This is a genomic window from Lentibacillus persicus (assembly GCF_900112705.1).
Classification (GTDB): Bacteria; Bacillota; Bacilli; order Bacillales; family Amphibacillaceae; genus Lentibacillus; species Lentibacillus persicus.
Genome location: NZ_FOMR01000002.1, coordinates 217,487 through 241,689 on the forward strand (window position 1 = coordinate 217,487; position 24,203 = coordinate 241,689).

Annotated in this window: 21 protein-coding genes, 1 other RNA gene and 1 other annotated feature; of the genes, 6 read left to right on the forward strand and 16 right to left on the reverse strand. The window is 42.3% G+C overall.

From position 1 onward, the window contains the following. Positions 1 to 38: 38 nt before the first annotated feature. Positions 39 to 458: a cysteine metabolism transcriptional regulator CymR gene (gene cymR, locus BMZ22_RS03400; protein ID WP_090081391.1), complete on the reverse strand. Its 420-nt coding sequence runs from the start codon at positions 456 to 458 to the stop codon at positions 39 to 41. Positions 459 to 646: 188 nt separating this feature from the next. Between cymR and BMZ22_RS03405 the strand changes: the two genes are divergently transcribed. Beyond that, a complete protein-coding gene (locus BMZ22_RS03405) occupies positions 647 to 1,924 on the forward strand; it encodes a replication-associated recombination protein A (protein WP_090082079.1) in 1,278 nt (425 codons plus the stop codon). A gap of 93 nt (positions 1,925 to 2,017) precedes the next feature. Continuing rightward, positions 2,018 to 2,680 carry an RsfA family transcriptional regulator gene (locus BMZ22_RS03410; RefSeq protein ID WP_090081395.1) on the forward strand — a complete coding sequence of 221 codons (663 nt, stop codon included), beginning with the start codon at positions 2,018 to 2,020 and terminating at the stop codon, positions 2,678 to 2,680. Between the two features lie 73 nt (positions 2,681 to 2,753). Here the strand turns inward: BMZ22_RS03410 and ssrS are convergent. The 4 genes from ssrS to BMZ22_RS16860 form a co-directional block, all read right to left on the reverse strand. Continuing rightward, a non-coding RNA gene (ssrS, locus tag BMZ22_RS03415) (6S RNA) lies at positions 2,754 to 2,940 on the reverse strand. A 125-nt stretch (positions 2,941 to 3,065) separates the two neighbouring features. Then, positions 3,066 to 4,832, reverse strand: coding sequence for an aspartate--tRNA ligase (gene aspS, locus BMZ22_RS03420; RefSeq protein ID WP_090081397.1), 1,767 nt, complete (start codon positions 4,830 to 4,832; stop codon positions 3,066 to 3,068). Beyond that, entirely contained in the window at positions 4,825 to 6,114 is a 1,290-nt protein-coding gene (gene hisS, locus BMZ22_RS03425; RefSeq protein ID WP_090081400.1) for a histidine--tRNA ligase, read from the reverse strand. Before hisS ends, aspS begins: the two co-directional genes overlap by 8 nt. 123 nt (positions 6,115 to 6,237) lie before the next feature. Next, positions 6,238 to 6,533 (reverse strand) — a binding site (T-box leader). A 49-nt stretch (positions 6,534 to 6,582) separates the two neighbouring features. Then, positions 6,583 to 6,756 carry a hypothetical protein gene (locus tag BMZ22_RS16860; RefSeq protein WP_177183338.1) on the reverse strand — a complete coding sequence of 58 codons (174 nt, stop codon included), beginning with the start codon at positions 6,754 to 6,756 and terminating at the stop codon, positions 6,583 to 6,585. A 93-nt stretch (positions 6,757 to 6,849) separates the two neighbouring features. Between BMZ22_RS16860 and BMZ22_RS03430 the strand changes: the two genes are divergently transcribed. Then, positions 6,850 to 7,890, forward strand: a complete 1,041-nt coding sequence (locus BMZ22_RS03430) for an N-acetylmuramoyl-L-alanine amidase family protein (protein WP_090081403.1) — start codon at positions 6,850 to 6,852, stop codon at positions 7,888 to 7,890. A gap of 484 nt (positions 7,891 to 8,374) precedes the next feature. Here BMZ22_RS03430 and dtd read toward each other — a convergent pair whose 3' ends face one another. The 7 genes from dtd to BMZ22_RS03465 all read right to left on the reverse strand — a co-directional run bounded on the left by dtd (position 8,375) and on the right by BMZ22_RS03465 (position 17,230). Further along, complete coding sequence (gene dtd / locus BMZ22_RS03435) at positions 8,375 to 8,821, reverse strand: D-aminoacyl-tRNA deacylase (RefSeq protein WP_090081405.1); 447 nt, start codon at positions 8,819 to 8,821, stop codon at positions 8,375 to 8,377. A 27-nt stretch (positions 8,822 to 8,848) separates the two neighbouring features. Continuing rightward, a complete protein-coding gene (locus BMZ22_RS03440) occupies positions 8,849 to 11,053 on the reverse strand; it encodes a RelA/SpoT family protein (protein WP_090082083.1) in 2,205 nt (734 codons plus the stop codon). 226 nt (positions 11,054 to 11,279) lie between these two features. Further along, on the reverse strand, positions 11,280 to 11,792 hold the full coding sequence (locus BMZ22_RS03445) for an adenine phosphoribosyltransferase (RefSeq protein ID WP_090081409.1): 513 nt from the start codon (positions 11,790 to 11,792) through the stop codon (positions 11,280 to 11,282). Beyond that, positions 11,782 to 14,109, reverse strand: coding sequence for a single-stranded-DNA-specific exonuclease RecJ (gene recJ, locus BMZ22_RS03450; protein WP_090081411.1), 2,328 nt, complete (start codon positions 14,107 to 14,109; stop codon positions 11,782 to 11,784). The genes BMZ22_RS03445 and recJ overlap by 11 nt, the downstream gene beginning before the upstream one ends. A 56-nt stretch (positions 14,110 to 14,165) precedes the next feature. Further along, a complete protein-coding gene (locus tag BMZ22_RS03455) occupies positions 14,166 to 14,498 on the reverse strand; it encodes a LapA family protein (RefSeq protein ID WP_090081417.1) in 333 nt (110 codons plus the stop codon). A gap of 106 nt (positions 14,499 to 14,604) precedes the next feature. Next, positions 14,605 to 16,881, reverse strand: coding sequence for a protein translocase subunit SecDF (gene secDF, locus BMZ22_RS03460; protein WP_090081421.1), 2,277 nt, complete (start codon positions 16,879 to 16,881; stop codon positions 14,605 to 14,607). Positions 16,882 to 16,927: 46 nt separating this feature from the next. Continuing rightward, complete coding sequence (locus tag BMZ22_RS03465; protein ID WP_090081425.1) at positions 16,928 to 17,230, reverse strand: post-transcriptional regulator; 303 nt, start codon at positions 17,228 to 17,230, stop codon at positions 16,928 to 16,930. A 29-nt stretch (positions 17,231 to 17,259) separates the two neighbouring features. On the opposite strand from BMZ22_RS03465, the gene BMZ22_RS17075 reads away from it, so the two are divergent. Beyond that, a complete protein-coding gene (locus tag BMZ22_RS17075) occupies positions 17,260 to 17,442 on the forward strand; it encodes a hypothetical protein (protein ID WP_218144017.1) in 183 nt (60 codons plus the stop codon). Between the two features lie 252 nt (positions 17,443 to 17,694). After that, a complete protein-coding gene (spoVB, locus tag BMZ22_RS03470; RefSeq protein ID WP_245745184.1) occupies positions 17,695 to 19,206 on the forward strand; it encodes a stage V sporulation protein B in 1,512 nt (503 codons plus the stop codon). Positions 19,207 to 19,430: 224 nt separating this feature from the next. On the opposite strand, the gene BMZ22_RS03475 is transcribed toward spoVB, so the two are convergent. Continuing rightward, positions 19,431 to 20,726, reverse strand: a complete 1,296-nt coding sequence (locus BMZ22_RS03475; RefSeq protein WP_090081431.1) for an ArsB/NhaD family transporter — start codon at positions 20,724 to 20,726, stop codon at positions 19,431 to 19,433. A gap of 136 nt (positions 20,727 to 20,862) precedes the next feature. On the opposite strand from BMZ22_RS03475, the gene BMZ22_RS03480 reads away from it, so the two are divergent. Then, positions 20,863 to 21,243 (forward strand): TIGR04086 family membrane protein, encoded by a 381-nt coding sequence (locus tag BMZ22_RS03480; protein ID WP_090082086.1) that lies wholly within the window; start codon positions 20,863 to 20,865, stop codon positions 21,241 to 21,243. 67 nt (positions 21,244 to 21,310) lie between these two features. Here the strand turns inward: BMZ22_RS03480 and yajC are convergent, their stop codons facing one another. From yajC to queA, 3 genes are all read right to left on the reverse strand, one after another. Then, positions 21,311 to 21,574: a preprotein translocase subunit YajC gene (gene yajC, locus BMZ22_RS03485; RefSeq protein ID WP_090081434.1), complete on the reverse strand. Its 264-nt coding sequence runs from the start codon at positions 21,572 to 21,574 to the stop codon at positions 21,311 to 21,313. A 22-nt stretch (positions 21,575 to 21,596) separates the two neighbouring features. Further along, the gene (gene tgt, locus BMZ22_RS03490; protein ID WP_090081440.1) at positions 21,597 to 22,736 is read right to left on the reverse strand and encodes a tRNA guanosine(34) transglycosylase Tgt; all 1,140 of its coding nucleotides are present in this window, start codon (positions 22,734 to 22,736) and stop codon (positions 21,597 to 21,599) included. 441 nt (positions 22,737 to 23,177) lie between these two features. After that, the gene (gene queA / locus BMZ22_RS03500; protein ID WP_090081449.1) at positions 23,178 to 24,203 is read right to left on the reverse strand and encodes a tRNA preQ1(34) S-adenosylmethionine ribosyltransferase-isomerase QueA; all 1,026 of its coding nucleotides are present in this window, start codon (positions 24,201 to 24,203) and stop codon (positions 23,178 to 23,180) included.

Genomic DNA, 24,203 nt, shown 5'->3' on the forward strand with positions numbered 1-24,203 from the left:
ACTCCAGCTGTTTTAAACAACACTGTTTGCAATACAGCTTAGATATAAAACATATAGGCATCTTGTACCTGATCGTTTTCATGCTGCTTCAGATCTTCCAGCGTTGTGGTATCAAGAACATCTTTAACCGCATCTCTTATTCTTATCCATAATGCCTGTTTTGCAGGCTCTTCATTTTCGATACCTTCCACAGGCGATATAGGCCCTTCAAGCACGCGAATAATATCCCCCGCTCGAATGTCCTTTGGCTCTTTCGCCAATATATAGCCACCATAAGCACCACGAACACTTTTAACCAGTCCTGCATTCCGCAATGGCGATGCCAGTTGTTCCAAGTAATGCTCGGAAAGTTCTTTTTCACGGGCGATTGTCTTCAGTGACGTCGGGCCGTTCCCATGTTTTCTCGCCAATTCGAGCATAATCGTAAGCCCATATCTGCCTTTAGTTGAAATTTTCATTTAAAACACCTCATGATTTTATAAAGTGAAACTTCAATCAGCGGGGTGGTTTTGCCCGCTGAATGGTAACGTTCTTTATTACAATACAAGATATTATAGCACGAATCACTTGTTTCTTGCATTTTAACACATTCGGGATTACGCTTTTATATAGACTGCTTATTATTTTTTTAAAAAGGACGATCAAAATGACTCAGCAACCACTCGCCTATCGCATGAGACCTCAACATATTAATGATATTATCGGCCAGGAGCATTTGGTTAATGAAGGGAAAATACTTAATCGAATGATACAGGCTGAACGCCTGTCTTCAATGATTCTGTTCGGTCCTCCCGGTACAGGAAAGACATCCCTTGCCTACGCACTTGCCAAAAGTCTCGCCATCCCGGTCAAGATGCTTAATGCTGTTGTTAATAAGAAAAGAGACATGGAAATCGTGGTGGAAGAAGCCAAAATGACCGGACAAGTCGTCCTTGTACTCGATGAAGTACACAGGTTGGATAAAGCAAAACAGGATTTCCTGCTTCCGCATATCGAAAGTAATCTGCTGACGCTGATTGGCTGTACGACGAGTAACCCTTATCATTCTATCAACCCGGCCATACGAAGCAGATGTCACCTGTTTGAGCTTCACTCACTAAATATCGACCATATTAAAAAGGCCGTAAAAAGGGCTGCTAATGATGAGGTGAACGGTGTCGGGTCCAGAAATGTTGACATCACAGATGAGGCACTCGAACATTTAGCATTTGCTGCAAATGGGGACATGCGGGCTGCTTTGAACGGACTTGAGCTTGCCGTTTCATCTACACCAAAAGATGATCACGGCAAAACTGTTATCACCCTGCAAGCTGCCGAAGAATGTATGCAGAAGAAAAGCTTTTCCCATGACAAGGACGGTGACGCTCACTACGACGTTTTATCAGCCTTTCAAAAATCGATTCGTGGCAGTGACGTTAACGCAGCTTTACATTATCTTGGAAGACTGATCGAAGCAGGCGACCTTGACAGTATTGCCCGGCGTATGATCGTATGTGCCTATGAAGATATAGGTCTCGCCAATCCCCAAGCAGGACCGAGAGCCGTATCTGCTGTACAGGCAGCAGAGCGTCTTGGCTTTCCCGAAGCACGTATCCCGTTAGCCAATGCGATTGTCGAGCTGGCACTTTCACCGAAATCCAACACAGCTTATAAGGCACTCGACGAGGCACTTGCAGACATACGAACTGGAATGAGCGGAGACGTTCCTGCCCATTTAAAGGACACACATTACCAAGGCGCCCAACAAATGGGACGGGGCATTGAGTATAAATATCCGCATAATTATGAAAACAGCTGGGTCAACCAGCAGTACTTACCTGATAAAATTAAAAATAAAGATTACTATAAACCTAAAGACAGCGGCAAGTTTGAAAAGCAGCTGAAAAATGTCCATGAGAATATCCAATCTAAAAAACAATACTAGATTTTAGAAGTATAATTCCTTTTTCAAGCGGTCACACTAAACATTAAAGGAAAAAATCTATGAGTACCGTTATTGAAAAAGGAGTTGACTATATTGGCTAAAGTAAGACAAGATGCCTGGAGCCATGAGGATGATTTATTACTTGCAGAAACCGTGCTGCGGCACATCAGAGAAGGCAGCACACAACTGCATGCATTTGAAGAAGTAGGCGATAAGCTGAACCGCACTTCCGCCGCATGCGGTTTCCGCTGGAATGCCGAAGTGCGAAACAAATACAACGATGCGATAGAACTTGCAAAGCGACAACGAAAAGAGAAAAAACGCGCGGAAGCCAAAGAAGCTAAGCAACCTGTTATTGCAATCCCGGAAACTAAAAATATCAATAATGAGGCAACGGGCGCTGATACATCATATAATGAACCACCACAAACATTGACCATTGATTCTGTCATTCAATTTCTGAAACAGTTGAAAAAAGACTATCAGGCTTCCAATCAATCAAAACAATCACTGGAACAAATGAACCGTGAAAATGAACAACTGAAGCGTCAGGTTAATGAATTAGAGAACAATTTGCAACAGACGGCAAAAAAGCTGGAGACAGTCCAGGAAGATTATCAAGTGTTCATGCAAATTATGGATAGAGCACGCAAGATGACTGTATTTGATGATAAGGATACATTACAGGCGCCATCATTTAGAATGGATAAAAATGGGAATTTGCAGCAAGTTGCTGATGGGCCTTCCAATCAATGATTGTTTTTAAAAGATAAATTGAGCGGAACCTTTGGCTCCGCTCAATTTTATTTGCAATGTTAGTTATGTATCCATCAATCCCAATTGTGCCGTCTGTTTTGCTGTTTTGATCCCGCTCCAGGCAGGTGGGTGCCCTGTTCCATATACTGTTGTGCTTCCCCTTTTCCAAGGCTTGCACGCAATATGAAAACCTATTCAGGCTCCCAAATATATAAGTGTTCGGTCAAAACGAATGTAGCAGACGTACACATCAGGATTGATTGGTGTTTTTGATTTCTTCTAGTCTGTATGATTATGTTACCACACACACATCGATTTATCAATAATTACTTTAACAAAAAATGCATTCTGATTGTAACAAATTTAGAACAAGTGATTACTAGGCTCACTCTTTATGATTGATATGAATAGACAGTTCATTCAGCTGTTCATCGCTGACCGTATTTGGTGCATCTGTCAGCAAATCTGAAGCAGAGGCAGTTTTTGGAAATAGAATTGTATCTCTCAGATTCGATCTGCCAGCAAGAAGCATCACAAGTCTGTCAAGCCCCAATGCTATTCCGCCATGCGGCGGCGTACCGTATTGCAATGCCTCCAGTAAAAATCCAAATTGATCTTCTGCTGCTTCATCAGAAAACCCGAGCACTTTAAACATTTTATCCTGCGTTTCTTTTCGATGGATACGAAGTGACCCGCCGCCAAGTTCATAACCGTTTAACACAAGGTCATAAGCATTGGCATGAACATTTTCAGGTTCGGTATCCAGTTTACTCATGTCCGCTTCAACAGGCATTGTAAAAGGATGATGCGCGGCAAAATACCTTTCAAAGTCTTCATCATATTCCAATAATGGCCAATCCGTAATCCAGAGAAAGTTAAATTTGCTTTCATCAATTAAATCCAGTTCTTTGCCTAACTTGAGCCGTAATGCTCCTAAACTGTCATAAACAATGTCTGTTTTATCGGCACCAAATAACAGCAGGTCACCATTCCCGGCTTCAGCTTTTTTGACAAGACCGTCTTTTTCCTCATCGGTGAGAAACTTAGCAATTGGCCCTTTAACTTCATCATCCTCAATCTTTAACCATGCCAATCCTTTAGCACCATAAACTTTTACGAATTCGGTCAGTTTGTCAATCTCTTTTCGGGAGTAATTTGATGCCTGTCCTTTAACATTTAACAGGCAAACTTTTCCGCCTTCATCAAGCGCGCCCTTGAAAACCTTAAAAGAGGAGTTTGCCAGAACATCTGAAACATGAATCAGTTCCATCCCAAACCTTGTATCTGGTTTATCCGAGCCAAATCGTGCCATTGCTTCGTCATATGGCATTCTTGGCAATGGCAAAGCAATATCAATATCTTTAACTTCTTTCACAACATGTTTCATCATATTCTCGGTCATATCCATTATCTCATCACTTGTCATGAAGGATGTTTCAATATCGACTTGTGTAAATTCCGGTTGACGGTCAGCACGCAGGTCCTCGTCGCGAAAACAACGGGCAATTTGATAATATTTTTCAAAACCGCTCATCATTATCAACTGTTTAAACAATTGAGGCGATTGAGGCAGAGCGTAAAATTCACCCTCATGTACGCGGCTCGGCACCAAATAGTCCCGCGCTCCCTCGGGAGTACTTTTAGTCAGAATCGGTGTTTCCATTTCCAGAAAGCCATCATCGTTTAAAAAGTCTCGTATCGCCTGAGTCGTTTTATGACGCATTTTAAATGTTTCCTGCAAAGTGTTGCGCCGAAGATCTATATAGCGGTATTTCAAGCGCAAATCTTCAGCAACATCGGTTTCCTCCTGGATGAGAAATGGCGGTGTTTTAGCTTTGTTCAGCACTGTAAGCTCTGTAGCCATCACTTCGATTTTTCCTGTCTCCATTACCGGGTTAACTGTGTCTGCCGCCCGCTCAACGACAGTACCCTTTATTTCAAGAACATATTCTGTCCTGACCGCTTCTGCTGTCTCCAAAGCAGCCTGGGAATGATCCGGGTTGAAAACAACCTGAACCAATCCGGATTTATCACGCAAATCGATAAAAATCAATCCGCCCAAATCACGTCTCTTCTGTACCCAGCCCTTAAGTAAAACAGGCTGATCAACATTGTCTAAACCCAACGTGCCTGCTAATGTTCGTTCACTCATTATCATTTCCTCCTGACAACTTCCCTTTCAAATAGGTCACTAATTGTGGGAATGCGACTTCATCCTGATTCCCTGTTGCCATTTCTTTAACATTGATGCTTTGCTGATTGAGTTCATTTTCTCCCAACACAAGAACGTATTTAGCCTGATAACGATCTGCAGCCTTAAATTGTGCTTTCGTTTTCCGGCCCTGATAATCTCTGTCAGCCTGAATACCGCTGTTGCGAAGTTCATGGATAAGCTTGACAGAATGCTTATTTGCTTCATCTCCTACAGTAACGATAAAACAGTCAAGGTCCTGTGAGGCAGGTATCTTAACATCTTCTGCTTCCAACGCCATCAACAAACGCTCGAGTCCCATACCAAAGCCAATCCCGGGTGTGTCAGGTCCGCCAAGCTCTTCAATCAGCCCGTTGTAGCGTCCTCCGCCGGCAAGTGTCGTAATCGCCCCGAAACCTTCTGCCTCACTCATTATTTCGAATGCAGTGTGGTTATAATAATCAAGTCCCCTTACGAGATTCGGATCGACTTCATAATCGATTCCCATCAGTTCCAGATACGTTCTGACTTTATCAAAATAGTCGATTGAATAATCGTTTAAATACTCGAGGATGGAAGGCGCTGTTTTCATAGCCGGATGGTCCCGGTCTGTCTTACAATCGAGAATACGCATTGGATTTTGCACAAGACGGGTTTGGCAGTCACTGCACAATTCATCTTTGTGCGGAGTGAAATGATTAATCAGTGCCTGGCGATGATTCTCACGGCTTTCCTTATCACCAAGTGAATTGATAACAAGTTTCAATGACGTGAGACCGAGTTCACGGTAGACGGACATAGCCAAATCTATTACTTCCGCATCTACAGCCGGGTCGGAGCTGCCCATCGCCTCAACACCAAATTGATTCAGTTGCCGCATTCTTCCCTTTTGCGGGCGTTCATACCGAAACATCTGTGCAAAATAGTACAATTTAACAGGCTGACTTGCATTGCCATGCATCTTATGTTCAACAAATGAACGTACAACCGAAGCTGTACCCTCCGGTCTTAAAGTCAGGCTTCTTCCGCCGCGGTCTTCAAAGGTATACATCTCTTTCTGTACGATGTCGGTTGAATCACCTACGCCGCGCTGAAAAACCTCGGTATGTTCAAAGAGCGGTGTCCGTATTTCATTAAAATGATACCTTCTGCACACATCTTTAATTTTATTTTCAATGAACTGCCATTTTGCTGCTTCCTCAGGTAAAATATCAACTGTGCCCCGTGGAGCTTTCATACTCATTATTAAGTACCCCCTATTCAATTTACATATAAGAAATGCCAGGCGCATGTGCCAAAGCCGTTCCTATAAGGTTGTCCGCATTTACAATTTTTGACGTTACAAAAAACTCCCGTCCCTTATATAATAAGGGACGGGAGTTTACCCGCGTTGCCACCCTGGTTGATGTATTATAAAACATCCGCTCTGCACAGTTAACGCCTGCAAGACGTCCATACCTACTAAAATCCACCGGAAAGAAGAAGCTGATCGCTTGTTTAACCCTATATCAACATGCTTTCCACTATCTGCTTTCACGCCTCTGTTCAGTACAGAACCTGGGGAATGTCGTTCATCAGAGCTTATGTGAAAATGTTTCCAGCCCGTGACATTTTCTCTCTGGTCATAAGTAATCTGACTACTGTTTCCTTCAATGGTTTTTATGCCTATCGTATTGAATGATTACTATCATAAAGTTTTCCAGGTTTGTTGTCAAGTACGCATTATTTTTTTCTTCAGTCGATTAACTTCACTAAGTGAAACACCTAATTCTTCAGCTATTTCTATATGATTAAACTGGTCATCCAATTCTGCAAAACGATGAAAATCAACACCGAAAATATCTTTATCTGTGCTGGAACGCCATTGTTTCTCGTTCATACGCATCATAAGATCCTCCTTTGTTACAATCAGTTTTGCCTAAATACAAACTTTTTATTAAAATGAAAGGTATGGAAGTATACGTTAGGAGGACCTGATGTGCATTATAAGAAATCAGCAATTTTAATCATTGTGATTATTTCTTTACTTTTTGCACCTGCCGTACAAGCCGAAGAGGCATTTATTACCACCGATAATCTAAACGTCCGTGAAGGACCCGGTACTAATTTCAATCGTATTGATCAAGTAAACACAGGCGATAGATTTCCGATTCGCTCACAATCTGAAGCCTGGATTGAGATAGAAATAGACGATGGCCGAAGCGGGTGGGTTTCATCCGAATTTGTTACGATAGACAATGTTGCTGATAATGATGCTGTTAGCACCTCCGAAAAAACAATAACGATTAAACATAAAAATACCCATCTGCGAAAAGGGCCCTCTTCTACCTATGATATTGCAGGATATGCGAATGCAGGAGAAAAATTTGACGTGATAAATGAAAATGAAGACTGGCTCGAAGTCACGAATGAGGAACAATCGGGTTTTTTATTTAAAGGTTTGATTGAATCTCAATCGCAATCCAATACACCGGGCATCGAGAATAAAACAATTGTCATTGATCCCGGTCACGGCGGCGTAGATGTCGGAGCTATCGGGGCGAGCGGCACATATGAGAAACAGTTTACTAAACGTACCGTCCAAGAATTGGAAAAAGAACTGACAGTATTAGGCGCTGACGTTGTATTAACGCGACATTCTGATCATTACATATCGCTAGCCAGCAGAATAAGCCTGTCAAATATAACGGCGGCGGATGCTTTTATAAGCGTGCACTACAATAGTTTCCCGGAAGCTCCTGACGTCACAGGCGTTACGACATATTACAGCCATGAACGTGACCAAGGACTTGCTTCTAAGATTCAACAGGCTCTTATCAGCCAAACTTCAGCTGAGGATCGTCATATTAAACATGAAGATTATTATGTCATCAGCCGAAACATGCAGCCATCTGTTCTTGTTGAACTGGGATTTATTTCGAATGCAAAACAAGAAGAACTTTTTCAGACGAACAGTTACCAGAAAAAATTAGTCTCAAGTATCATCAAAGGTCTCAACAATTACTTCTCAGGTCAATAGATACAGTTTAACAACCGTCCCATAAAGCAGCATACATTGTGACATATAATTCATATAATGCGCCATAGTGACAGGATTGATTTCCGCTGCGGGCAGTCGCTTTCCGCGGGCAACGCTTCAGCTTCCTCGGAAGCAAAAACCGCTTCCTGCGGGATCTTCAGCTGTTGCTTTTCCCGCAGGAGTCGACTGCCCTCCGCTCCAATCAAACACCACGCCAGCGTAGGAAATACACGCCGACTCCAGCGGGAGCATAGGCATAGGTGAGACACCGAAGCGCGCCAGCGCAAGGGGGCTCACCAGCCGCCCGCGGAAAGCGGCGTGTATTTCCGGAGCGGTGTCATAGCACTAACTGAAATCAGTAAGAAGAATTTTCACTGGTTCGCAGTTTACATCAACTGTGAACATTAAAAAAAACATAAAAAACGGGGTGCGCTTTTTTGCCACCTCCGTTTGAATCGTCCCTTCCATTTTTAACCTTAGCCGGTTATTTTTCATCACTGTCCAAAATTATGGTAACAGGCCCGTCATTTGTCAGCTGCACTTGCATCATTTCACCAAACTGGCCTGTTTCAACTTCAACACCCTGTTGTTCAATCTGCTCGTTAAAATACTGGTAAAGTTCATTCGCCTTATCAGGTTTGGCAGCGTTCAAATAATTTGGGCGCCGGCCTTTCCGTGTATCACCATAAAGTGTAAACTGCGAAATGGATAAAACCTTCCCGGCAGTATCTTTTAATGCGTTATTCATTTTGCCGTTCTCATCATCAAAAATCCTCAGGTTAACAATTTTTTTCGCCAAGTAATCGGCATCTTCCACAGTGTCGTGATGTGTTACACCCAGAAGGACAACCAGCCCATGATTAATCTCACCAACTGATGATCCCTCAATGGCTACGCTCGCTTCTCCTGAACGTTGAATCACAGCTTTCATAACGTCTTGACTCCTTTATGCACGCGTTTAACTATTTGTTGTTCGTGTTACCGTATAAACATCTTTAATTTGTTTTATTCGGTCAACAATCCGTTTCAAATGACCAGTATTGTGAATAAGAATGGTTATATGAATCACAGCCATCCGGTTCCGGTCTGAACGGCCATTTACATAGATAATATTTGTCTTTGTCTCATTAACGGCTTGTAATACTTCATTTACGAGGCCACGGCGATCGTACCCGGATATTTCCAGATCAACATGATATTGTTTTTTGTCGGTTTGTCCATTTTCCCATTCAACATGCAACAGGCGTTGTGCCACTTCCTCAGTCTGCACATTTGGGCAGTCTGCTCGATGAACTGACACACCCCTGCCTTTCGTAATATAACCGACAATTTTGTCTCCCGGCACCGGATTGCAGCATTTTGACAAGCGGACCAGCATATTATCTACGCCTTCCACTTTTACACCAGAGTCTCTTTTTTGTTCTTTCTTCTTTACCGTTTCATTTTGAACTTCCTCTATTGTTTCCTCAAGATTTTGTTCTTTTTGCCTGGCTTCTCTTACCTTATCTGTCAACCTCGTGGCAATCAATGCTGCGGTGATTCCCTGATAGCCGACGGCAGCGTACATATCATCCTCATTGGAAAAGTTGAATTTCTCAAACACACGTTTTAAATTATCGGAGGTTAAGACATCTTTCGGTTCAATGTCAAGCGCCCTTATTTCTTTTTCAACAGCTTCTTTACCTTTACTTATATTCTCTTCGCGGCGCTGTCTTTTAAAGAATTGCTTAATTTTACTTTTAGCCTGCGAAGTCTGTGTAATTGTAAGCCAATCCTGAGAGGGGCCGTATGAATGCTTTGATGTCATCACTTCTACAATATCGCCGTTCTTAAGCTGATAATCGAGTGGTTCCATTTTGCCGTTAACTTTCGCGCCAATTGTCTTATTGCCTACCTCCGTATGGATCCGATAAGCAAAGTCAAGCGGTACCGACCCGGATGGCAACTCAATTACATCGCCTTTTGGCGTAAACACATAAACCATGTCTGAAAATAAATCGACTTTCAATGTTTCCATGAACTCTTCTGCATCATGCGTTTCATTCTGCCAATCCAAAATTTCACGGAACCACGTTAGTTTATCTTCAAACACTTTGCTTCCCTTTGAAGGCTGCTTTCCTTCTTTATAAGCCCAGTGTGCCGCAATCCCGTACTCCGCAATCTCGTGCATTTCTTTCGTTCTGATTTGGACCTCAAGCGGATCGCCTTTAGGACCGATAACAGTCGTATGCAGTGATTGATAAAGGTTCGGTTTCGGCATGGCAATATAGTCCTTAAACCTGCCGGGCATTGGCTTCCAGCATGTATGAATAATTCCAAGAACGGCATAGCAATCCTTAATGCTATGAACGAGAATTCGCACTGCCAGCAAATCATAGATCTCATTGAACTGTTTCTTCTGCTCAGCCATTTTTCGGTAAATGCTGTATAAATGCTTTGGTCTGCCGGATATATCGGCTTCAATATTGACGTCCTTTAATTGACTTTTCAGTTCGTCGATAACTTCATCAATATAGGATTCCCGCTCATCGCGTTTTTGCTTCATTAGCTGAACAATCCGGTAATACTGCTGTGGGTTCAAATAACGCAGCGCTGTATCTTCTAATTCCCATTTAATCGTAGATATACCCAGCCGATGTGCCAGTGGTGCAAATATCTCCAATGTTTCATTCGAAATCCGACGTTGTTTATGCGGCGGCAAATGTTTCAATGTCCGCATGTTATGAAGACGATCAGCTAATTTTATCAGTATGACGCGTATATCCCTTGCCATCGCGACAAACATTTTCCGGTGATTTTCTGCCTGAAGCGCTTCTTTTGATTTATACTTTATTTTTCCAAGCTTGGTCACGCCATCGACAAGCATTGCTAATTCATGATCAAAGGAATCTTCCAGAGATTCCAAGGTTACGTCTGTATCCTCAACAACATCATGCAAAAAGCCGCCTGCTATCGTAACCGGATCCATCTCAAGGTCTACCAGAATTCCTGCAACTTGCACAGGATGAACGATATAAGGCTCACCTGATTTCCGATACTGGTCCTTATGGGCCGTTTCGGCGTATTTATATGCACGATAAAGATAATCCGCATCTTCTTTGCTAAGATACGTACGCGCTTTATTAATGACATCTTCACTTGTTAATATTTCTTCTTTAGCCATAAGATCACCTGAATTCACTTTAACAATACTCTTTATCCTTTAGCCCGGTATTCCGTTTGTTCGCTTTCTCGTACATTTCCAAAGTGGTAAATAATCGTTGTATTGTTTATAGTATTAAAAATTTTCACTGGCATGTAAAGGAAAAACCGTTGATTGTTTTACATCTTTTCAATAATAAGAGGTCTGACGAATGTTTCGTTCAGACCTTTACCCTATAATGTAAAAATTAATAGCTCATTAATGTGAGCACATCATATCCTTCAAGCTTTTCCATACCATTCAAATAAGATAATTCAATCAAAAAAGCACAGCCGGCAACAACGCCTCCAAGCTGCTCAACTAATTGGATTGTTGCCTCAATCGTCCCGCCTGTTGCAAGCAGATCATCAGTGATTAAAACACGCTGGCCGGGTTTGATAGCATCTTTATGAATTGTCAGCACATTTTCGCCATATTCAAGACCATAATCGACCTTAATCACTTCGCGGGGGAGTTTTCCTTCTTTCCTGACAGGGGCAAACCCGGCTTCCAGTGCATAGGAGACGGGACAACCAATGATGAACCCTCTTGCTTCCGGTCCCACTACCAAATCAATATTTTTCTCACGGGCATATGCCACGATTTCATCTACTGCTGTTTTAAATACTTTTCCGTTGTCCATTAAAGGTGTAATATCTTTAAACTGCACACCTTTTTTTGGCCAATCTTCAACAATTTGCACGTGTTTTTTATAATCCATTTACAAGTTCCTCCTCAAGCGTATGCCTATCGTCCATACAATTAAACAACCATGATTTCAATTCATCATATGTTGAATAGTACAACACCTTTTCTATTTCAGCCTTTTTCAGGCGTTCCTGGTATACAGCAGACTCTGATAAATCTTTTTTCAAAGGATTTGAACTCAATTGCATAACATCATTTTCTATTTTAACAAAATCAAGATCAAAAAACACGTTTGCCATAAACATTATCTGGTCATATGTCCAGGCTTTTGCTTCCATGATCATAGCCGCTTCCTTTTTGATATCAATTTTTTTCCGCTTAGCGAGATGGGCATAAAGCCATTTGAAATCTTCTCGTGATGGAAATGGTTTCATAAAAGCACTGTCATCTATTTGAAAGCACACATGTATATTTTGCGGGTTTAGCTGCTGAACTAAAGCTTGCAGTGTCGCCAGGTCTGATGGCAGATCATATAAAAATAAATTGTGGACATCGCTTAAATGCTTGTTATCTGTATCATATCCGACAAAGTGAACATTATCAGGGAACGCGGAACTGTCTGCGGCAGCTTGTTTAACCACTGCGTGTTCCCCGCTTAACGAGACGTAAGGCATCACATCGAATTTTTTCGCTCCTCTGTGATCGAATAATTGCATCTCGTCAATTTTCATATCCTGCATTACCATCTGAACTTTTCGGAAACCATTCCACTCATTAATGTTAAGCTCACCAACGATCGAAACGTCTGTTTTGGGCGATAGATGCGCATACAACTCTCCAAAACCAAAACCAATCCCGTCAAGTGTTTTAGTGTTATCTTTGAATTGCATCTTTAAATGGTTTTTATTCGCACCTATTTTTCTGGCGTCTGCGGGAAGTGCTTTAATGTGAAAAACAGGTTTGGGGTTGCCCATGCCAAAAGGCGCCAGCTGACTGATTTCTTCAACCAGTGCCTCATTTATTTCAGGCAGGGCGATTGTTTTGGTCACTTCGATCTCCTGTGTGAAATCTTCATCACTAAGCTGTTCATTAATGATTGAGTTAAGTTCAGTCATCAGTCGTTGCAGATTATCGAGCGGAAGTGTCATCCCGGCAGCCTGGGCGTGACCACCGAATTGTGTGAATACATCCCTGATCTTCATACAACCCGAAAATAAGTCAAAAGCCGGGATGCTTCGGGCAGAACCTTTAGCTACACCTTCCTCAGGCATTATTGACAAAACGATGGCCGGACGGTCGTATTTTCGTACAAGATTTGATGCCACAATCCCCAATACACCCTGGTTCCATCCTTCTTTAGCAGCAACAATAACCCCTTGTCCTTCTGTGGGCGCTGCCATTTCCTCAGCTTCCTTTACAATGTCGCTGACAATTTTCTGCCGTTTTTGGTTGATTGAATGCACTGTTTCAGCCATTTGATCAGCTTCATCCTGATCATCTGTCAGCAGTAATTGGACTGCGAGATCAGCATCCTGTAATCTGCCGACCGCATTCAATCTCGGTGCCATAGAGAATCCTATATCTTCCTCGCTTACATCCTCTGTAATCCCGCATACTTTCTTTAAGGCAATTAATCCGGGTTTTTCGCTCGTTGTCAGTGCTTTTAATCCGTAATAAGCCAGAATACGATTTTCATCAATTAATGGGACAAGATCGGCTATTGTGCCAATCACCAGGTAATCAAGATATTGCTTAGGAAAATCGTTCAAAAGACTTTGTGCAAACTTAAATGCTACGCCTGCGCCCGCCAGTTCTTTAAATGTGTAATCGTGAGAACATTTTGGATGGATAATTGCGAAGGCATCCGGCAGCTCTTCCTGTGGCTCGTGGTGGTCGGTAATAATCAAATCCATACCTAACTCTTTAGCAATCGCAGCTTCATGCACTGACGCAATTCCCGTGTCGACCGTTATAATTAAACGGCACCCATGTTTATAAGCTTCTCTGAACGCTTTTTCATTTGGGCCATACCCTTCCGTAAAGCGATTGGGGATATAATAATCACAGTTTGCTCCAAGTTCCTGCAACGTTTTTATCATGATGGCGGTGGAGCTGACCCCATCAGCATCATAATCGCCATAGACCAGGATTTTTTCGTCTAGTGCGATGGCTTTATGTACACGCTCCGTTGCTGTTTCAATATCTGCTAACAGTTCGGCACTTTGCAAATTATTTAAATCAGGAGATACAAACTTTTCAGCTTCTTCATCTGATGAGACGCCCCGCTGTAACAATAATTCTTTAATCAGCGGGGAGAATTTATTGGAATTCAAATTTGTTATATCATTTATTTTTTTGGGAAACTTCCATTTCATTTTACTCTTTAACATACACTCACCCCTAACTTAACCAGTATACAAAATAAAGTCACGGGGAGCAATCACGTTTACTTATCGTTATTCCTTTTATCAGACTCACCGGCTTGATGCTTAGTACTGGCCTCGGTCAGGAGATTATGTTCTTTTAATGTTTTTTGATAATGATAATTCTCGGTACGAAGCACATTTCGTTCGCGCTGTAATTTAAGGATTTTCACAACGCCTGCAGCTGCCGTTATAATACCTCCCATTAATACAGAAAATAAAATGACAAGTATTAATGGTGCTTCGCCGCTTCCAAACAGATAATTCACTTCTACGGGGTTGACATTAGTGACCGCGAATACGGCTACAATAATTACAAAAATAATGGCTAAAATAACATACGTTTGACCTCGCACTATTGAGCCCTCCTTTTTCCATATATTAGTTAAATTACCCTTCTGCTTTCAAATCTAACCATATGTAAACCCCTGAAGCTGATCAGCATTCAGGGGTTTGTTACGATTATACTTGTGGTCCTTCTGTCCGTTTCTTTTTGGCAAAGACGACCGGCTTATCTTTAATATTTTTTCCGCGCATGACAAGCCATAGCTGTGAAGCCAGGAACAGAGATGAATACGTACCAGCCAGAAGTCCAACAGCAAGCGCGATTGCAAAACCAGTAATGGATTGTGCACCGAGGAAAAGGAACGCCAGTACAGCAATCAACGTGGTGACAGTCGTGTTTACACTGCGCGTCATGGTTTGGACAAGACTTCGGTTAACAATTTTTGCGAGTTCCTTAAACGTTGTAATGCGCTGTTTCTTCCTTAAATTCTCCCTTATTCGGTCGAACGTTACAATCGTATCGTTGATTGAATAACCAATGATCGTCAGAATTGCTGCCACGATTGTGACATCAAACTCAATCCGCGTCAGACTGAATATAGCAAGAATAAAGAACGCATCATGCACAAGGGCAATGATTGATGTTAAGGCAAAGAAAAACTCAAAACGAAGTGTCACATAAAGAACAATTCCAACTGAGGCAATCGCTACGGCATAGATTGCATTTTTGACAAGTTCTTCTCCGACAATTGGTGAAACCACACTGACACTCGTATCCGCATTAAAATTCTCTTTAAAGTAGGACTGAATATCAGCAATACGGTCTTCATTAATCACTGTGTCATAACGGAGCGTTGCGCCTTCGTTATTATCACCGGTCAGTACCACTGATTGGGCTTGCAAGCCAAGCTCTTCCAGACCATCTTCAATTTCATCCGTATTTAAACTATTTTCTGCCGCCAACTCGATCCTTGACCCGCTGGTAAAATCAATTCCCGGGTTCAACTGAAAAATGCCGATTGTGATTCCACCAACAATGACCATTATGGCAGAAGCTAAGAAAAACTTTTTCCGATGCTCAACAACTTTCAGTTTCCGGTTGAAAACCTTGGGTTCATATTCGGTAGAATCAGCAATATCTTTAATATCCTGCCGCTTTACACCGAACCATCCCGGGCGGTTTTTTAAGTACTTGCTTTTCACCCACAGACTCATCAGGAATCGCGTTCCGAAAACCGCAGTAAGGAAGCTGACCACGATACTTAAAATCAGCATTGTCGCAAACCCTTTAACTGAGCTTGTACCAAATGTAAATAGCACGGCTGCAGCGAGCAATGTTGTAATATTAGCATCGACAATCGCTCTCAGCGAGTTTCTCGATCCGGCTCTGAATGCTGCCTGAATTGATTTGCCTTCCCTTATTTCTTCCTTGATTCGTTCAAAGGTGATGACATTGGCATCAACTGCCATACCGACACCCAGAATTAATGCTGCAATTCCCTGCAGTGTCAACACACCGTTCATTAAATTAAACACTAAAAGAACCAAGAAAATATAGAAACTTAAATTAATTGCTGCAATAATCCCCGGAAAACGATAGATAGCCATAATGGCCAGAAACACAAGACTAATGCCAATTATCCCTGCAAAGACCGTTTTATTAAGTGCCTGTTCACCAAACTGTGCCCCTACCGTGTTGGAATACAGTTCGGTCATATTCACCGGAAGTGACCCGGCATTGATAATATCAGCAAGCCGCTGGGCTGAATCAACAGTAAAATTACCTGTAATCTGGACGTTTGACGTATTAAGCGTTTCTTGTACACCGGCGGCAGACACATACTTAGGATCTTGCTTTTGAACCTCTTCTTCAAATGAGTCCCCTTCCTGATAATCCATCCAAATTACTAATAAATCTTCCCGTTGTGGAAAAGGTACATTCGGATTAAATTTGGAAGATAACTCACTCGTGATATCACGGAACTTAGCTGCGTCCTTCAGCTGCAATGTAACGATTGGCTCATTTGTCTGCTGGGAAAAATCCTGACTGGCAGCCCCTTCGACCAAATCGCTCCCGTCCATTAATTTTTCATCTTCCACATTTCTAAAAGAAAGCCGTGCCGAAGTCGCCAGCAATTCGCGTGCTTCTGCCTGATTTTCAACACCTGCAAGCTGAACACGGATCCTGTTTTCACCTTCTATATCGATGTTTGCTTCACTGATTCCTAACCGGTCCACCCGGTCATTCAGAATTCGAACAGTGGACTCCAGTAGTTCTCTGTCTGTTTCTTGGTCCTCCTCTACAGGTTCAACTTCGTATAAAACTTCAAATCCGCCCTGTAAATCAAGACCTAAATTAATATCTTTCGTAATCCCTGTTACCGTTGACCCAATCGTCCCTGCCAAAACCAGCACGATTAGAAAAAAGGCAACAATCCTGCCTCTGGTTTTCATCTGTTGTCTTGCCTCCTCATTAGCTCACGGGTTCTATGTATGGCATTCATTTGTTTTTAGTTTGATTGTTTTCAGTCAGTGCCGCGATTGATGCCGCCAAGCCTTCATCCTGGTGTGCATTGATTGTTAAATAACTCATATAAATATTCGATGACAGATGGAAAACATCCTGCACAACTTCATATAAGCGTTTAGAAGGTGCACCTTTCCACACTTTTTGTTTCAAACATTTCCATACGTCTTCACGCGTTGCATTATGATACCCGATTAATCTTAATTCTGCTGCTTTACTTTCTAATGCCGGTTCAATTTCTGTTTTCCAGTCATCCACTATTTTAACCACTTCCATGGCAATTTCACCTCTTTCGGGCCAACAAGATGTTGGTCACAAAGGCGTTGCAACAGGACAAGGAAAGCTGCAACAAAGATGCATCGCACGAAGAAAAAGTGGTTTTCTTTTTCGAGGATGTTGCGTTCTTAGCCTTTGTTCCCCTTAATTCAGTGGGTAAAGTGCACCCCCTGATTGAAGTTTCACTTTATCCCGCATCTAACTGGCAGTAAGAACCCCTAAAAATGTTGGAGCATGTAGTTTAACTGGGCTTCAACTGCCAGTAAATGCCCGATTCTGTTCAACTAACAATCAGTGGGTAAAGTGCACCCCCTGATTGAAGTTTCACTTTATCCCAATATGCTTGTCATGCTTGGCCTTCTTCTTTGCATATATATTATTGTATCTGAAATTTTATTTTTTGAGAAGGTAGGTCGGCAATATTGACCAAACAAACATTTCTGCAAGGGACCTTAATCCTTATTATGGCTGGCATGATAACAAGGCTTCTCGGGTTTATTAACCGTCTGGTTGTAGCCAGAATTATGGGAGAAGAAGGCGTTGGACTATATATGATGGCAATCCCCACGTTACTTTTGGTCATTACGCTCACTCAACTTGGGCTCCCGGTTGCCATATCCAAACGCGTGTCTGAAGCGGAGGCGAAAAATGATCAAGCTAAAATCAAGCAGATACTGGTTATGTCCTTACTAATAACCGGTATTTTAAGTGTTGGTTTTACGATTGGGATGATCATGGCTGCACCGTTTATAGCAACAACTTTGCTGACTGATGAGCGTACGCTTTATCCGCTTGTTGCGATCAGTCCAATTATACCTATTATAGCAGTGTCTTCAGTTCTAAAAGGGTACTTCCAGGGAAAGCAGAATATGAAGCCGCAAAGTTTCGCCCTCGTTATTGAACAAGTTGTTAGAATTGCGTGTGTGGCCATATTTATAAAGCTACTTATTCCCTATGGGGTGGAATTCGCTGCTGCCGGAGCAATGATCAGTGTTATATTGGGAGAACTGGCATCATTAGCTTTTCTTATCTATTTGTTTAAACGAAAAAAGACCGTTAAGATCAGACACCGTTTTTTATACTACGTGAAATCCGGCAAAGATACAATTAAAGGGCTTTTTTCAATTGCATTGCCAAGTACAGGGAGCAGACTTATCGGCAACATCTCACATTTTCTCGAGCCTATTCTCGTAGCCCAGAGTTTGGCTATTGCAGGCATATCCAGTTCAATGGCAACAAAACAATACGGCGAGTTAACCGGCTATGTATTACCATTACTTTTCTTGCCTACTTTTATCACGAATTCCCTGTCGATTGCGCTTGTGCCCTCTATTTCCGAGGCAGATGCCAATCACGATAAACGGCTCATCCACCACCGAATTCATCAATCAATCAGAATATCGTTTGCCTCAGGAGCGCTTGCAACGATTGTATTGACATTATTTGCAGCACCTATATTACATTATATGTATGGAACAGACAATGCCAGTCACTTCCTGGTACTGATGGCGCCTTTCTTTATCCTGCTTTATATTCAAGCTCCATTGCAAGCTGCCCTCCAGGCACTTGATTTAGCAAGACCGGCCATGTTAAACAGTTTGATCGGTGCAGCAGTAAAACTCACCGTATTGTTTTTTCTTGCTTCTAATCCTAACTTTGGGATAAATGGTGTCGCCATCGCTATGGCAGTTGGCGTTGTACTGGTTACGCTGCTTCATCTTGCGAGCCTTCATAACAAAATTGGTTTCATGATCTCCTGGGTTGATTTATGTAAGATGGGACTGTTGCTCTTTTCCTTGTTAGTTTCCGGAAGGTTTTTAAAAACTATCTTTACCGGTTTTGAGACTAACCTATTGATTTTTATTCTAATACTTTCCGTTTTGACTGTCGTTTATATTATTCTCCTCTTTGCATTAAAATTTATTACAAAAGAAGAATTAACACAAATACCACTGCTCAAGAAGTGGTTCGCCTGAAACGTAACTGAAAAGACGAACAATAAGGTCGGTTAGCGCAGGAAATATGCGAAGACTCCTGCGGGAAAAAAGGCCTAGGCTAGACCCCGAAGTGCCTTGGCACGAGGGGGCTTGCCAGCCGCCCGCGGAAAGCGCAGCATATTTCCGGAGCGGTGTGTCCCGCTCCCTTCCTCTTATCGTTCGTCATTTATATTTTATACGAAAGTTATTTTCCGGCCTCTTTTTCACAGGTTCGTATATGGAATTAAATAACGGATATAAATGTAAACTGTCGCCACTAACAGGGATAAAATTACAAATGGAACACCATATAGCATAAAACGGATAAACGACAGTTTCTGGTTATCTCCCTCTGCCAAACCTGCTACCACCACATTGGCTGAAGCGCCGATTAATGTGGCATTCCCTCCCAGACAGGCTCCCAGCGCCAACGACCACCAAATAGGATCAAGATAAACCATACCATACCCTTCGAGCTCTTCAACAACAGGAATCATCGCCGCTACAAACGGGATATTATCAACAATCCCTGAAAACAGGCCGGAAATCCACAAAATTAATATTGCAGTAACCGCAAAATCGCCATCCGTCCATAAAATAATCGCTCTTGCCAGTTCATCAATTATCCCCGCTGATTCCAGACCGCCGACTAATGTAAAAAGACCGATAAAGAAAAACAAGGTAACCCACTCCACCCGCGAAAAAACGTTTTCCGTTGCCATTTCTTTTTCGGTAAGGAGCAGAAGCAGAATAGCACCACTTAAAGCAATAACAGTCAGTTCAATATGAAGGAAGGCATGCAGCAAAAATCCGGTTAATGTCATGGTTAATACAGCGATCGATTGATAGAGCATCGGTGTTTTAATTAAATAAGAAGATGCGTCTATCCTCATCAGTTCATCCATATTACTGTTTTGGGCACGGAGCGTCCTGCGGAATAATGGGAGCATGATCATTAACATAAGTATGAACATTATTACCGCAACCGGAGCAAGGTGATTAATAAACGATAAAAAGGTGAAATGATCCACAGCTTGTCCGATCATAATATTCGGTGGATCCCCAATAAGCGTAGCTGTCCCACCTATATTCGAACTAAAAATAATAATCAGCAAATATGGAAATGACGGTAAGCTTAGCTGTTTTGTTATTTTCAGGATAATCGGGACAAGAATCAGGACTGTCGTTACATTATCCAATAGCGCAGAACCTACAGCGGTTAGTATACTGACACCAATAAAAAGCGGAATTGGGGACCCTCGTACTTGCTGAGCAAACCTGACAGCAATAAATGAAAATAAGCCTGTTTTTTCAGTTATCGAAATAAGGACCATCATGGAAAATAAAAGTGAGATTGTCTGCCAATCAATATAATTTTTAAAGACCTCATCGACACTGTAAACACCCGTTAATAAAAGAAGAACACCCCCAGCCATTGCTATGACTGCACGATTTATTTTTTCTGTCATTATAAATATGTAGCTGATAAGAAAAATAATCCCCGCCAATATTATATCCATATATCATCCTCTTTCAATGAAATTGGTTGCTTTCTACAGATATATGCGAAGAAACACAAAATATTTTGAGTCTATTTTTAGTTTGAATGAATAGGATGATAATACATGGACAATCTTGGGAAGGGAGGCGGAGAAAATCCGCAAGCATCAGTTTATTGCCCTATTGTATGGTTGGATTATCGTTCTTGGCCTAATACTCCTGATGAGCGTTATACTCGCTTTTTTACTGCAATTCACTGAAATGAACGAAACAACACTATCTTGGCTGACACTCGCAGTCGGTTTAATCAGTCTATTTATCGGTGGTCTTATTGCAGGCATTAAAGGAAAAGAAAAAGGATGGGTGATTGGTGCCATCACCGGAGCAGGTTTTACACTGTTTACCTTTCTTGTGCAGTATCTTGGTTATCAACAAGGTTTTTCATTAGAGCAGTCCCTGCATCACACAGGATTCATAGTGGCAGCACTTCTTGGCGGAATGATTGGTGTCAACTTAATCAAATCAAGTGAGAAATAAAAAAAGGAAGCCATCTTTTGATTGGCTTCCCTTTTTCTTGCCTTTATGTATGACTCATAAAGTTTTATTATGCATTATTTTTGACTTCCCGGATCGCTGAGCGGTCGTAAGTCAGTCTAGGTCCGTCACCTGATTGAAGAACAACTGTATCTTCATCTATCGCATGGATTTCAGCATGAAACCCGCCGATTGTAACAACTTTATCGCCCTTCTGCAGATCTGCCTGCATTTGCTTGACTTGCTTCTGTCGCTTTTGCTGCGGACGGATAAGCAAAAAGTAAAAAATGACAAACATTAAAATTATTGGCATCAATGTTGCTAACATTTCCATTTATTAGTTCCCCTCCTTCATTCTAAAAATTCTTGGCATTCTCTTTATTAAAACCATATTGTTCAAAGAATGCTTCCTTAAAGTCACCAAGTCGATCATCCATTATAGCTGTTCGAACTTGCTCCATTAATTTTAACAGAAAATATAAATTATGATAAGTAGTAAGCCTAAAGCCAAATGTTTCGTTACACTTGACAAGATGTCGTATATACGCACGCGTGTAATTCCTGCAGACATGACAATCACAATTTTCATCAATCGGTCTGAAGTCGCGGCTGTACTTAGCATTCCTTACAACCAGGCGGCCATTGGACGTCATACAAGTGCCGTTTCGTGCAATGCGCGTCGGCAATACACAATCGAACATATCGATTCCGCGAATAGCGCCTTCAATCAAGGAGTCAGGTGATCCTACCCCCATCAGATACCGAGGCTTACCTGAAGGCAGCAATGGCGTGGTGTATTCCAGCATGCGGTTCATGATATCTTTAGGCTCTCCGACTGACAGACCGCCGATAGCATAGCCCGGGAAATCCATTGATACTAAATCCTCCGCACTCTGCTTTCTCAAATCTTCATGTTCACCGCCTTGAATAATACCGAACAAGCCTTGTTCAGATGGCCGGTCATGTGCTTTCAGGCAACGTTCGGCCCAGCGGGATGTCCGCTCCACAGATGCTTTCATGTAATCATGCGAAGCAGGGTATGGCGGACATTCATCAAATGCCATCATTATGTCTGATCCGAGCGAATTTTGAATATGCATGGCTTTTTCCGGTGAAAGAAAGAGTTTCTCTCCGCTCAGATGATTCCGGAAATGAACGCCTTCTTCCTTAATGTCACGCATATCACTTAAACTGAATACCTGAAAACCGCCGGAGTCAGTTAAAATCGCTCCATCCCAATTCATAAACTGATGAAGTCCACCTGCTTCTTCGATAATATCTTCACCGGGACGCAGCCATAAGTGATACGTATTGGACAAAATAATATTTGCATTCATTTCTTTTAATTCTTCCGGGCTCATTGTCTTCACTGTAGCCAAAGTTCCTACAGGCATGAATGCTGGTGTGTCAAATGAGCCGTGCGGGGTATGGACTTTGCCAAGACGCGCCCCGGTCTGTTTACATGTTTTTATGTGTTCGTATGTTATTGCTGTCATTTTGATCGTTCCCTCGTTAAGTAATCAATGTTATAAAAGGCTGTTTCTTATAAGGTTGTGGTTCTTACATAAAATCCATATAATGCGCCATAGCGACAGGCTTGATTTCCGCTGCGGGCAGTCGCTTTCCGCGGGCAACGCTTCAGCTTCCTCGGAAGCAAAAACCGCTTCCTGCGGGATCTTCAGCTGTTGCTTTTCCCGCAGGAGTCGACTGCCCTCCGCTCCAATCAAACGCCACGCCAGCGTAGGAAATACACGGAGACTCCAGCGGGAGCAGAGGCATAGGTGAGACACCGAAGCGCGCCAGCGCAAGGGGGCTCACCAGCCGCCCGCGGAAAGCGGAGTGTATTTCCGAAGCGGTGTCATAGCACTCAAGTATTTTTATGGTATGTCGCATTTTCTATCATCTGCTTAAAAACCACAAAATTCACGAAAAGAACCTTACAAAATTAACATGGCATCACCAAAGCTGAAAAATCGGTAACGCTCTTTCACAGCCGACTGATATGCATTCATGATATTTTCTCGAGTGGCAAATGCACTCACCATCATTACTAATGTTGATTTAGGCAAGTGAAAATTTGTTACCAGGCCGTCAATTGCCTGAAACGCATAGGGCGGATAAATAAAAATGTCCGTCCAGCCGCTTGATTCCGTGAATCCACCATTATCCCGCACAATCGTCTCCAATGTTCGTGTCGATGTTGTGCCGACCGAAATAACTCTGCCGCCATTTTCTTTAACGGCTTTAAGATTATCTGCTGTTTCCCTGGACATATGATAAAACTCGGCATGCATCTTATGATCTTCCACTTTATCCGCGCTTACTGGTCTGAATGTGCCCAGCCCAACATGCAGCGTGATAAATTCAATGGATACACCCATGGCTTTAATCTCATCGAGCAGTTCATTCGTGAAATGCAATCCTGCAGTTGGAGCAGCTGCTGATCCTTCTTCTCTGGCATATACTGTCTGATAACGTTCTTTTTCTTCCAGCTGTTCCTTAATATAAGGCGGCAGTGGCATCTGGCCCAGTTCATTTAAAATTTCATAAAATATACCCTCATACTCAAGTTTTAACATACGGCCGCCATGGTCCTTAAAACCTGTACAGGTAGCACGGATTTTTCCATTACCAAAACTAAGAACAGTTCCTTCTCTTACCTTCTTAGCCGGTTTTGCGAGCACTTCCCATAAATCTTCTCCCTGCTGGTGCAGCAGAAGCACTTCCACTTTCGCCCCGGTATCTTCTTTTATCCCATACAACCTTGCCGGGAGCACCCGTGTATTATTTAGTACAAGACAATCACCTTTCTTAAGATATCTTTTGATATCGGTGAACTGTTTATGCTCTATTTCCTCTGTGGTCCTGTGCAAAACCAAAAGCCGCGATGCATCCCGGTCTTTTAAAGGCGTCTGGGCAATCAGCTCTTCCGGTAAGTCAAAATCAAAATCTTCTATGTTCAT

Excerpts from the sequence above, each read along its gene's own strand:
- cymR (WP_090081391.1), bottom strand. The coding sequence starts at position 458 with ATGAAAATTTCAACTAAAGGCAGATATGGGCTTACGATTATGCTCGAA.
- BMZ22_RS03405 (WP_090082079.1), top strand. The coding sequence starts at position 647 with ATGACTCAGCAACCACTCGCCTATCGCATGAGACCTCAACATATTAAT.
- aspS (WP_090081397.1), bottom strand. The coding sequence starts at position 4,832 with ATGAGTGAACGAACATTAGCAGGCACGTTGGGTTTAGACAATGTTGAT.
- hisS (WP_090081400.1), bottom strand. The coding sequence starts at position 6,114 with ATGAGTATGAAAGCTCCACGGGGCACAGTTGATATTTTACCTGAGGAA.
- BMZ22_RS16860 (WP_177183338.1), bottom strand. The coding sequence starts at position 6,756 with ATGCGTATGAACGAGAAACAATGGCGTTCCAGCACAGATAAAGATATT.
- dtd (WP_090081405.1), bottom strand. The coding sequence starts at position 8,821 with ATGAAAGCTGTGATTCAACGTTCAGGAGAAGCGAGCGTAGCCATTGAG.
- BMZ22_RS03440 (WP_090082083.1), bottom strand. The coding sequence starts at position 11,053 with ATGGCTAAAGAAGAAATATTAACAAGTGAAGATGTCATTAATAAAGCG.
- BMZ22_RS03445 (WP_090081409.1), bottom strand. The coding sequence starts at position 11,792 with ATGGATTATAAAAAACACGTGCAAATTGTTGAAGATTGGCCAAAAAAA.
- recJ (WP_090081411.1), bottom strand. The coding sequence starts at position 14,109 with ATGTTAAAGAGTAAAATGAAATGGAAGTTTCCCAAAAAAATAAATGAT.
- secDF (WP_090081421.1), bottom strand. The coding sequence starts at position 16,881 with ATGAAAACCAGAGGCAGGATTGTTGCCTTTTTTCTAATCGTGCTGGTT.
- BMZ22_RS03465 (WP_090081425.1), bottom strand. The coding sequence starts at position 17,230 with ATGGAAGTGGTTAAAATAGTGGATGACTGGAAAACAGAAATTGAACCG.
- BMZ22_RS17075 (WP_218144017.1), top strand. The coding sequence starts at position 17,260 with ATGTTGGTCACAAAGGCGTTGCAACAGGACAAGGAAAGCTGCAACAAA.
- spoVB (WP_245745184.1), top strand. The coding sequence starts at position 17,695 with ATGGCTGGCATGATAACAAGGCTTCTCGGGTTTATTAACCGTCTGGTT.
- BMZ22_RS03475 (WP_090081431.1), bottom strand. The coding sequence starts at position 20,726 with ATGGATATAATATTGGCGGGGATTATTTTTCTTATCAGCTACATATTT.
- yajC (WP_090081434.1), bottom strand. The coding sequence starts at position 21,574 with ATGGAAATGTTAGCAACATTGATGCCAATAATTTTAATGTTTGTCATT.
- tgt (WP_090081440.1), bottom strand. The coding sequence starts at position 22,736 with ATGACAGCAATAACATACGAACACATAAAAACATGTAAACAGACCGGG.
- queA (WP_090081449.1), bottom strand. The coding sequence starts at position 24,203 with ATGAACATAGAAGATTTTGATTTTGACTTACCGGAAGAGCTGATTGCC.